Raw genomic sequence first — 9,808 nt, 5'->3', positions numbered from 1 at the left:
CGTTCTTCATCCTATCGGAGGACAGCCAGCCGGCCAGATGTTCGAACATCGCCGCCACATCTCAGGTGGCCACCGCTTCCGCGATTACTTCATGTTCGTGCATTAGGCGCAAAGCGGCCATTTAGGCCCGGGCGGACGTCAGTCGCCTTTGGATCATGGGCGTGAATTCGCGGGGCGGACGAGCGGCCGCTTAAGATCAAAACTCGGTCGCTCGAGGTAATTGGGTTTTGACCTCAGCGATACTCGAAGATCGACCGGAATATCCCGGGCGCTATCACCGATAGCGGATTGACCTCCAGGTTCGGCTTGTTGGCGTTGCCCTTGAGCCTGTAGGTGACGCCGATCAGGCCGCGGTCGCGGCCGTTGCCGAGCAGCGCGCCGATCAGCGGCAGTTCGCCGAAGATGCGGTTTACACCGTAGGCCGGCATGAACGTGCCGGTCATGTCCATATTGTTGTTCTGGTCGTAGAGCGTGCCCTGGAAGGTGGTGCCGATGCGCGAGCCGCGCAGCACGCCGTTGCGCAGCTTGAGATAGCCGCTGCTCTTATCGATCTCGCTGAAACCGCGCTCGAACTTCACCCTCGACGTGTCGAGATTGCCTTTGACCGCCTCGTTGAGGCTGCGGTTGTCGCCGGCCGGCGTCGTCGACACGATCGAGGCGAGCTTCGGCTCGTTGACGACAAAGAAGTCCTTGGCGTCGACCTGGCCTTTCATCGGACCGTCGCCGGCCCCGGTGAGCGCCAGCGTGATCGAGCCGCCTTCCATATGCTCGTAGATGTTGAGGAAGCGCAGTATGGCGCCGGCGTCGGCCGACTTCATGTTGAGCGTGCGCAGGCCGCCGCCGGTCGTGTTGCTGATGGTGATGGCGGCTCCCGAACTTGCCGTGGCGCTCACCTTGAGCCCGTTCACCCGGGACCGTGCGGCGCTGTAGTCGAGTTTCAGATTCGACAGCACCTCGTCGTGGAAGCCGGTCAGGGAGCTGACGTCGGCGCTGACCGAGATCGCATCGACGCCGGTGGTCTTGGTGGCGGTATCGACATCGGACGTGAATTGCTTGATCAGCGAGCGTGCGTCCAGCGCGCTGCCGCTGACCTCGACCGCATAGGCCTTGCCCGACCGCTTCACCGAGACGGCGACGTCGTCGCCCCTGTTCAAGGTGACCTTGCTGAACCGGGCCGAGGACAAGGCGCCGTTGACCAGCACCGCGCTGCCGTCGATGGAAAAGGTCTTGCCATCGAGTTCGAAATTGGAGAGCGTCGTGGTGTCGCCGGTCTTCGCCATGGCGAAGACGACCTTGGCGGGAATGCCAGGCCCCTTGCTCCAGCCGGCCCAGGGGATGTCCAGCCTGGCATTGGTCAGGTCGGCCGACACGTTCTGGTTGCCGGTGCCACTCTTGTCGATCGCCACCTTGATGGTTCCGGAAAGCAGCGTCGACAGGCCAGGCATGGCGGTGGCGCGCGTCTTGTCGTCGAGCACCAGCGCCACTTTACGACTGCGCGGCGGGCCGCCATCCCTGAGCGGCTCGATCAGGTCGAGCTCGGCCGGAATGCCGTTGAGCAGCGCCTTCGCCGAGATCACCGCCCGGTCGGGCGCGACCGTGATCGAGCCGTCGGCATGGCTGACCGTCTGGCCCTCGAACGGCTTGCCCAGCGACAGGTCCTTGTAGTCGAGCGCCACCAGCCAATCGAGTTTGGAAGAGTCGACACCGGACTGCAGCGGAATATCGGCCTTGACGTGGCCGGTCACCGTGCCGGATAGGTCGTCCGGCAGCAGGCCGACATGGCGCATGGCGTTGATCGGGTCAAAGGATGCCAACTCGGCGATTGCCGGCGCCTCGCCGGCGACATCGATGTCGAGCGCGCCGATCACCGGCGGATGGTTCGCGGCCTTGACGGTGAGCGTGCCGTTGCTCGCCGCCACCGTGCGGCCGCTCGGCATATAGACGCTGCCCGACGACAGCGCGACGTCGACGTCATTGCCGTGGAAGCCGACGACGCCAACGGCATCGCGGATCGGCGGAATGCGGCCGGCCGTGTCGAAGCGCGATCCTTCGACCTGGAATCGGCCGAACACTTCATCGGCGGAAAGCGGCACGCCGTTGCCGAGCCGTCCGGGCACGACCTGGAACTGCAGGCTGCCATCGACGACGCGGCCGCCGAACAGGTTCTTAAGCACCCACAGCCTGGCATTGCGCGCCGAAAACCATGGCCATAATTGCTTGACGTGCGAGACCGGCATGTCGTGGACATTGAGCGCCACCGATATGCCCGGCGCCTGGTTGGCGACGAACGAAACCGAAGCCGTGCCCAGCACTTCGCTGCCCGGTCCGGACCGGACGCCGATCTGCTCGGCGACCAGCTTTTGGCTCGTCGGCTGGTAGATGCCGGCGATACGGGCGATGAAGCTGAGTGCCGGCTCCGGCGAATCCGAAGGCGCCAGGGTCGAACCGTCGCTGGTCAGGTCGTAACGATAGGATGGTTCCTCGCCCGCTGTGCCGGTAGCCGGCTTCGGCCCGATCGAACCGGCGAAATCGAAGGTCGAGCGGCCGGTTTTCACCAGCAAACTGTCGACCTGGATTTTGTTCGACCCGGCGACGAGTGTTGCATCGAGATCGATGTCGGCCGGAAGCAGGCCGCGCGAACCGAGATCGAGCACCGATCCGGTCAGTGACAGGGCAGCGGTCAGCCGCGAACCGTTGTCGCCGGTCCCTTCCGACCCCGCCAGCTTCAAGGCGATCGCACCCAATTTGCCACCTGCCGCAGTGTCGGCGTCCGCTGCCTGGATGCTGGCGTCCAGCGTGGTGATGCGTCGCGTCGCCGGATCGCGGGTGGCGGAAGCGGCGATGGTAAGCGCCCTACCGTCGACATCCGCGTCGGATGAAAACTCCATGCTTCCCGGTCCCGACTGCGAGACGGAGGCGTCGGCGATGGTGACCCACTTGACCGATCCGGTCTCGGGCAGTGCCAGCTCGACGTTGCGCAGATCGATCTGGCGCATCGAATCCTCGCGCACCGCATCGAGCGCGCGGTTGAGGTTGGCGAAGACGGCGGCGGAAAGTTTTTCCGGATCGATGAGGCCGTCCTGGTTGCGCAGCTCGGCCGTCCAGTCGCCGCCAGACGGCATTGCCGCCATGACGATGTGCGCGTCGGAAATCCGGGCGCTGGTCAGCCGTACCTCGCCCGAAAGCAGCGGGATCAGCCGGATGCCGAAGCGGACCCGGCCTGCATCGGCCATTGGTTTTCCGTCGGCGGTCTTAAGGCTGACGTCGCTGACCTGCAGCGCAATGAAGCTCGACCCGTCAAGCGTCAGCCGTGCCGGCCCGACGGCAACGTCGACATCGAAGCCGGCCAATTTCTCGATTGCCGTTTCGGCTTCCGCGCGAAGCCGCTCCGAGCCGAAGCCGGACACGCCGATCGCATAGACGCCGGCGGCAGCCAGCAGCACAAGGGCGACAAGACCGGCAAACAGCCGCGCCATCATACGGACGCCGCGACCGATCGACGCCTGGCCGAGCGGCGGGACGCGGCACGCGGACGGAAAGGTTCCCAGGTCGGTGATCTCGTCACGCCTGAACCTGATCTTCTCGTGCTGCGGTAGCTCCTGATCCACGCAATCTTCCGTTGAAACGAATTCGATCGTGGACGAATCCCCGCTCGACATTATATCGATGCAGCCTGGCGCGTAACCTCAAACAAGGGCATCGATATGGCTGACCTCGACGTGGGCGATGTTGCGCCGCAATTCGATCTTCCGCGCGACGGCGGCGGTTCACTCAGCCTCGCCGCATTGCTGGGAAAACCCATCGTACTCTATTTCTACCCACAGGACGACACCACAGGCTGCACCAACGAGGCGATCGGCTTTTCGCAGTTGAAGCCGGAGTTCGAAAAGGCCGGCGCTGTCGTCATCGGGCTCTCGCCGGACAGCGTCAAGAAACACGACAAATTCAAGGCGAAATACGATCTGAGCGTCGACCTTGTCGCCGACGAAGAGCGCAAAGTGATCAAGGCTTACCATTTGTGGGCAGAAAAGAAGCTCTACGGCCGCACCTATATGGGCGTCGAGCGGGCGACGTTCCTAATTGGCCGGGACGGACGCATCGCCAGAATCTGGCGCAACGTCCGCGTCAAGGGGCACGCCGAAGAAGTGCTGGAGGCGGTTCGCGCCCTTTGAGAGCTGCGCCAGGCCGCTGCAATTCGATGCCCGTTTTGCGCGAAGACCTTTGGCTGTCGTTCGATCCGGCAAAACTTTGTTAACCCTAATAATGTGTAATCAGGCTTGTCGTTGGTGTCGTAACGAAAGCTTGGTCCCGTGAACGTAGCCAGTCAGTCAGCGGTCTTCGGCAGACGCAAAGAGCCCCACACGGTCATCATCGCCCGGGGCGACCAGATAAGGCATTTCACCATACGCCCGTGGCTGGCGGCATTTTGCGGCTCGGCGCTGGCGGCGGTCGTCATCGGCTACCTGCTGGCGACCTTCTATCTGGTGCTGCGCGACGATCTGATCGGCGCCACGACGGCGCGGCAGGCGCGCATGCAGCAGGCCTACGAAGACCGCATCTCGGCACTGCGCAGCCAGGTCGACCGCATCACTAGCCGGCAGCTACTCGATCAGCAGCTGATGGAAACCAAGGTCAGCGAGCTGCTGGAACGGCAGAGCCAGCTCAGCCTGCGTCACGGCCGCCTCGGCCCGATCCTCGAACGAGCCGAAAACGAGGTCGCAACGCCGCCGGTGCCGGCGGCAAAGCCGGACGAACATGCCGACGCGACCGGCAGCATCCAGCCGACGGCCTATTCCGTCGCTAGCCTTGCCGCCCCCCTTGCCGCTCCTGTGGGCGTTGACGACACCAGGCCGTTCTCGCTGTGGTCGACCCGCGCCGATCCGCTGCCGAACGAAAGTGCGGCCGACCGGGCAGACAAGCTCTTCGTTTCGATCAACAACTCGCTGAAGGCCATCGAGAGCCAGCAGTTCACCCGCATCGCCACACTTGCCGACAATGCTTACAAGAGCGCCGACGCGATCTCGCAGGCGCTCGAGGCCGCCGGCCTGCCCGTCGATAGCGAATTCGACAAGAGCGACGTCGGTGGCCCGCTGATACCGCTCGACAGCTCGTTGGTTTTCGACAGCAAGGTCAAGGAGTTGGACGAGGCTCTTGACGCGCTGGATCATCTTAAAAAGGAAGCGCGCCGGCTGCCGCTCGCCAACCCCGCCCCCGGCCGCAGCGTTACCAGCCCGTTCGGCGTGCGCACCGACCCCATCCTCGGCACGGCCGCCTTGCATTCGGGCATGGATTTCAGGGCGCCGGTCGGTATGCCGGCCAAGGTCACGGCAGGCGGTGTCGTCGTCAAGGCCGGCTGGAATGGCGGCTACGGCCGCATGATCGAGGTCGACCACGGCAACGGTTTTGTAACGCGTTACGGGCATCTCAGCGAAATCGACGTCGCCGTCGGCCAGAAGCTCGATGCCGGAGACGTCATCGGCAAGACCGGCAACAGCGGCCGCTCGACCGGCCCGCATCTGCACTACGAGGTCCGCCACAATGGCGAGGCGATCGGTCCGCTGCGCTTCCTGACCGTCGGCAAGAAGGTCGCGCAGTATCTGTAGAGCCGGCGATTCATTCGGCGTGAAGCCTGGCGCGCGGCCAACCGCCCGCCAGGCAATATCAAAGATAGATCGCTTTCAGCCCTCAGCAGCAGCCATGAACGCGCCGAGCCGCCGGTTGAACGGCTCACCGGTCTGCTGAACGCTGTGCCCCGCGCCGGCGATCACGGCACGATCGGCACCAAGCACGTTTTCGAGCACGTCGCAGACGGCGTCGAATGCTGCGCTGTGCCCGCCGGAGACCACCAGTTTCGGGAACGGCGCATCGGCAAGTTGCCGAAGCCGAATTTCGGCCTCCCATGGCCCGCGTTCGACGACGAGCATGGCCGCGCCTTGCGCGAGCGGGGGCGGCAGCGGGTCTGGCAATTGTATCGCCGAGCCGACCAGATGGAGGAACTGGCGCAAGAAAAGCGCGGGATCGTCGCGGGGTCCGCTTTGCCAGTGGGTCTTCAGGCGCGTCACGAGTTCATTCACGGCAACATCCCCGCGCGCAAGGTCAAAGGCCGGCGGCTCGATCACCGTGAGCGAACGGATTGCTCGTGGGCGCATCGCTGCTGCAAGAAGAGAGATGACGCCGCCATAGGAATGCCCGACCAGATGGACGCGGCTTTCGTCCCAGAGGTCATGCGTCCGATCGAGGAATCCGGCAACCAGTCTGGCGTCGACGACGAAATCCTCGCGTTCGGCAGGGGAACTTGATCCGTATCCGGGCCGGTCGACCACAACCAGCTTCCAGCGCTCCGCAAGCGGTAGCTGCGCGGACCATGTCATCATGCCGTTCGTGACGCTGCCGTGGACGAACAGCACCGGCGGCCCGTCGCCCCGCACCTCATAGCCGAGATCAATCCCGTCGAGGGTCAGCTTCGGCATCGCATCTCCTCCCGCAGACCGGCGAGAGGAAGTATGCTCCCTGCAACGGAAAGGCGCAACGAACTCCGATCCTTGGCCGGCTCACAACCGGTTCCGAAATGGGCTTCAGGGCGCTGATCGGAATGCCGGCCAAGGTCATGCCTGGCGTCCCGTCCAACTGGTGGCGCTTCATGCTGGAAAATTGCCAGAGTTGGGCCCATCCGCCGGCGGGCGCGAATTCGCCGGCGTTAGAAGGACCTTGGCCACAGGCGAATTATTTTTGAATTCCATTTGACTGAATAAATATTCGGTGCGAACCTCTGCTCTCTCGAGAGGGCGCCAGACATGGCATTGCGCGGGACCAATCAGGAGTTCGGGCGGCCGTATAACCGGCGTATCGTGCTCGAATCCATCCGCCTTCACGGACCGATCGCCCGCGGCGACATTGCCAGGCGGGTCGGACTCACCGTGCAGACGGTGTCTACCATCGTTCGCGAGCTGGAAGAGCACGGTTACGTGTTGTCGCTGCGCGAAGAGCCCAAGGGGCGCGGCCTGCCACCGGCAACGCTGCGCATCAATCCGGAAGGCGGCTATGCCGTCGGCATCCACGTCACCCCGCTGGGCATCAATGCCGCCCTGATCAACCTAAGCGGCGATGTTATCGAGAGCACCTACCGCGAAGCCCCAAATGCAACGCCCGACCACGCTTTCGAGCTGATCGGCGCCATGGTGCTCGAATTGACGGCATTGCGGCCCGGTGGCCGCGTTCTCGGCATTGGCATGGCGCTGCCCGGACCGTTCGGCGTGGAGTCCATGAGCTTTGTCGGGCCGACCACCATGACCGGCTGGAAGGATGTGGCGCTGCGCGAGCGGCTGGCCGCCTCGACCGGACTGCCGGCCTTTTTCGAAACCGATATGGCGGCGGCTGCTATCGGCGAGCGCCTCTACGGCCTCGGAACGGCATATTCCGAGTATTACTATCTTTATTTCGGCGTCGGTCTCGGCGGCGTCATGGTGCATGACGGGGCGGCATTGCGCGGCGCCTGGGGAAACGCCGGTGAAATCGGCCACATTCCCGCGGTGCCGGGCGGCGAGCCCTGCCCGTGCGGCAATCGCGGCTGCCTCGAACGGTATCTCTCGCTCGAGGCGCTGCGGCGCCGCAACATCGCCGACGCCGAGTGGGTGAGCGAGATTGCGCCGATCTTCCGCAACGCCGTCACCATCATCGAAAACTTGTTCGATCCCGAAACCATCATCCTCGGCGGGCTTGCCTCCACCGACCTGCTCGAAAGGCTTGCCGGCGCGGCCGCGCACCTGCCCAATTCGGTCTCGGCGCGAAGCGACCGCGCGACCCCCCGCGTCCGCGTCGTGCGCGGCGGCCAGCATGCGGTGTTGCGCGGCGCCGCCGCGCTTGCCGTCTCAGGAGTGCTTTCGCCACGCTTCGGCCAGATCTTCACCGCCGAGCGCGAACGCGGTCGGGATCTCTTGCATAACAAGGGGATCGCAGCATGAGCGAACCGCTGCTGGTGCTCGACAACGTAGCCAAGAATTACGGCGCCATCGAAGCGCTGAAAGGCATCAGCTTTTCGATCGACAAGGGCGAAGTGGTGGCGCTTCTGGGCGACAACGGCGCCGGCAAATCGACGCTGGTCAAGATCATTGCCGGCGGCCTGGAGCCGTCCTCCGGCCGCATGCTGTTCGAAGGCAAGGAATTCCTCGCCAAATCCCCCGCCGAGGCCAAGGCCGCGGGGATCGAGACGGTCTACCAGGACCTGTCGCTTTGCACCAATGTCGACGTGGTCGCCAATTTCTTCATGGGCCGTGAGATCACCAGGAAGGTTCTCGGCATTCCAGTGCTCGACGAGCGCGCCATGGAGCAGGTGGTGCAAAAAGCCTTGGCAAGCGCGGGCACCCGCATTCCCTCGCTTCGCACCAATGTCGAGCACCTCTCGGGCGGTCAGCGACAGGCCATCGAGCTCAACCGGTTCGTGCATTTCGGCGGCAAGCTGGTGCTTCTCGACGAGCCGTTCGCAGCGCTTGGCGTCGAGCAGACGCGGCGCGGCCTCGACATGATCCGCCAGGTGGCGAGCCAGGGCATCGGCGTCGTCATAATCACTCATATCATGCAACAGGCCTTCCAGGTCGCCGATCGGATCGTGGTGATCCGGCAAGGCGTCGTGGCGGGCGACGTCGCACGCAACAAAACAAGTCCCGACGCGGTGATCAACATGATCACCGGAGAGACGCTCGCCGGTGCCGGACCGACGAACTGAGGGACAAACGAGGGGTCCGGCGCAAGAGGAGCGAACGACATGAAGAAAATACTTCTTTCCGTCTTCGGTATCCTGGCACTGGCCTTTGCCACGCTCACGCCGGCATTCGCCCAGTCCAAGGGCACCGTCTACTACATGGTGCCGACATTGCTCGATGAGTTCCAGACCGGCTCGGTGAGCGCGCTGGAATTGTTCCTGAAGCAGGTCGGCTACGAGATGAAGACGCTGAACGCCGACAACAAGACCGACGCTCAGCAATCGCAGATGAACGACGTCATCGCGCTGAAGCCGTCGGCGATCATTCTTGCCGCCGTCGATTTCAATGCGCTGAAACCGTCGATCGAGGCCGCCCGCGCCGCCGGCATCCCGGTCGTCGAGTTCGACCGCCAGATCACCTCGACCCCGTCCGACTTCACCTCGGTGGCCGGAACCGTCGAGATCGGCTACGTCGCCGCCGATCAGGCGCAAAGGCTCCTGACCGCGAAAAACGGCTCGGTGAAGGGCAAGATCCTGCAGGTGCTCGGCGATCCGGGCGATCCCTACACGCTCGACATCCAGAAGGGTTTCGAGGAGAAGATGAAGGCGTTCCCGGACGTCAAAATCATCTCGCTGCCGGCCATGCAATGGGCGGCGGATGCGGCCGGGACCATCGTGAACGACCAGCTGCTCGCCAACCCCGACATCGACCTGATCTTCAGCCATGCCGCGCATCTTTCGGTCGCTGCCGTCGCCTCGCTCGAGGCCGCCGGCAAGAAACCGGGCGACGTCATGCTGATGAGCTCGAACGGCGCTCCGGTCGGCCTCGACCTGATCCGCAAGGGCTGGCTCAACGTGGAAGTCGAGCAGCCGCTCTACGCCCAGGCCGCGGCGGTCGCCATGTTCATGGACAAGGTGGTCAACAAGCAGGAGATCAAGCCCGGCGAATATGATGTGCTTGGTCTGAAATCGACCCTGACCAAAGAAGCGTGGGGGCCGAACATCAAGATCCCCGGCGCTGCGATCACCAAGGAAAATGTCGATAACCCTGCCTTCTGGGGCAACATGAAGCCGCCGACCGAAACCATAAAGCCGGTCGAATAGCAAACT

At 63.9% G+C, this 9,808-nt stretch carries 7 protein-coding genes; 5 read left to right on the top strand and 2 right to left on the bottom strand.

Annotated features, from left to right (window positions below):
- Nucleotides 1-233 precede the first annotated feature (233 nt).
- Nucleotides 234-3,608, bottom strand: coding sequence for a hypothetical protein (locus tag NKJ91_RS17885; RefSeq protein WP_352456632.1), 3,375 nt, complete (start codon nucleotides 3,606-3,608; stop codon nucleotides 234-236).
- Nucleotides 3,609-3,704: 96 nt separating this feature from the next.
- Between NKJ91_RS17885 and NKJ91_RS17880 the strand changes: the two genes are divergently transcribed.
- Nucleotides 3,705-4,172 (top strand): peroxiredoxin, encoded by a 468-nt coding sequence (locus tag NKJ91_RS17880; RefSeq protein ID WP_352456631.1) that lies wholly within the window; start codon nucleotides 3,705-3,707, stop codon nucleotides 4,170-4,172.
- A gap of 138 nt (nucleotides 4,173-4,310) precedes the next feature.
- Entirely contained in the window at nucleotides 4,311-5,603 is a 1,293-nt protein-coding gene (locus NKJ91_RS17875) for a M23 family metallopeptidase (RefSeq protein WP_352456630.1), read from the top strand.
- Between the two features lie 75 nt (nucleotides 5,604-5,678).
- Here NKJ91_RS17875 and NKJ91_RS17870 read toward each other — a convergent pair whose 3' ends face one another.
- On the bottom strand, nucleotides 5,679-6,470 hold the full coding sequence (locus tag NKJ91_RS17870) for an alpha/beta fold hydrolase (protein WP_352456629.1): 792 nt from the start codon (nucleotides 6,468-6,470) through the stop codon (nucleotides 5,679-5,681).
- A gap of 324 nt (nucleotides 6,471-6,794) precedes the next feature.
- Between NKJ91_RS17870 and NKJ91_RS17865 the strand changes: the two genes are divergently transcribed.
- The 3 genes from NKJ91_RS17865 to NKJ91_RS17855 are packed head-to-tail and all read left to right on the top strand — an operon-like array spanning nucleotide 6,795 to nucleotide 9,802.
- Nucleotides 6,795-7,961, top strand: a complete 1,167-nt coding sequence (locus NKJ91_RS17865) for an ROK family transcriptional regulator (protein WP_352456628.1) — start codon at nucleotides 6,795-6,797, stop codon at nucleotides 7,959-7,961.
- Entirely contained in the window at nucleotides 7,958-8,722 is a 765-nt protein-coding gene (locus NKJ91_RS17860; protein ID WP_352456627.1) for an ATP-binding cassette domain-containing protein, read from the top strand. Before NKJ91_RS17865 ends, NKJ91_RS17860 begins: the two co-directional genes overlap by 4 nt.
- 39 nt (nucleotides 8,723-8,761) lie before the next feature.
- Nucleotides 8,762-9,802, top strand: coding sequence for a sugar ABC transporter substrate-binding protein (locus NKJ91_RS17855; protein ID WP_352456626.1), 1,041 nt, complete (start codon nucleotides 8,762-8,764; stop codon nucleotides 9,800-9,802).
- Nucleotides 9,803-9,808: the final 6 nt, after the last annotated feature.

The organism is Mesorhizobium sp. M0040 (assembly GCF_040323505.1).
Taxonomy (GTDB): domain Bacteria; phylum Pseudomonadota; class Alphaproteobacteria; order Rhizobiales; family Rhizobiaceae; genus Mesorhizobium.
This window is presented reverse-complemented; position numbering and strand designations above follow the sequence as displayed.

Excerpts from the sequence above, each read along its gene's own strand:
- NKJ91_RS17880 (WP_352456631.1), top strand. The coding sequence starts at position 3,705 with ATGGCTGACCTCGACGTGGGCGATGTTGCGCCGCAATTCGATCTTCCG.
- NKJ91_RS17870 (WP_352456629.1), bottom strand. The coding sequence starts at position 6,470 with ATGCCGAAGCTGACCCTCGACGGGATTGATCTCGGCTATGAGGTGCGG.
- NKJ91_RS17865 (WP_352456628.1), top strand. The coding sequence starts at position 6,795 with ATGGCATTGCGCGGGACCAATCAGGAGTTCGGGCGGCCGTATAACCGG.
- NKJ91_RS17860 (WP_352456627.1), top strand. The coding sequence starts at position 7,958 with ATGAGCGAACCGCTGCTGGTGCTCGACAACGTAGCCAAGAATTACGGC.
- NKJ91_RS17855 (WP_352456626.1), top strand. The coding sequence starts at position 8,762 with ATGAAGAAAATACTTCTTTCCGTCTTCGGTATCCTGGCACTGGCCTTT.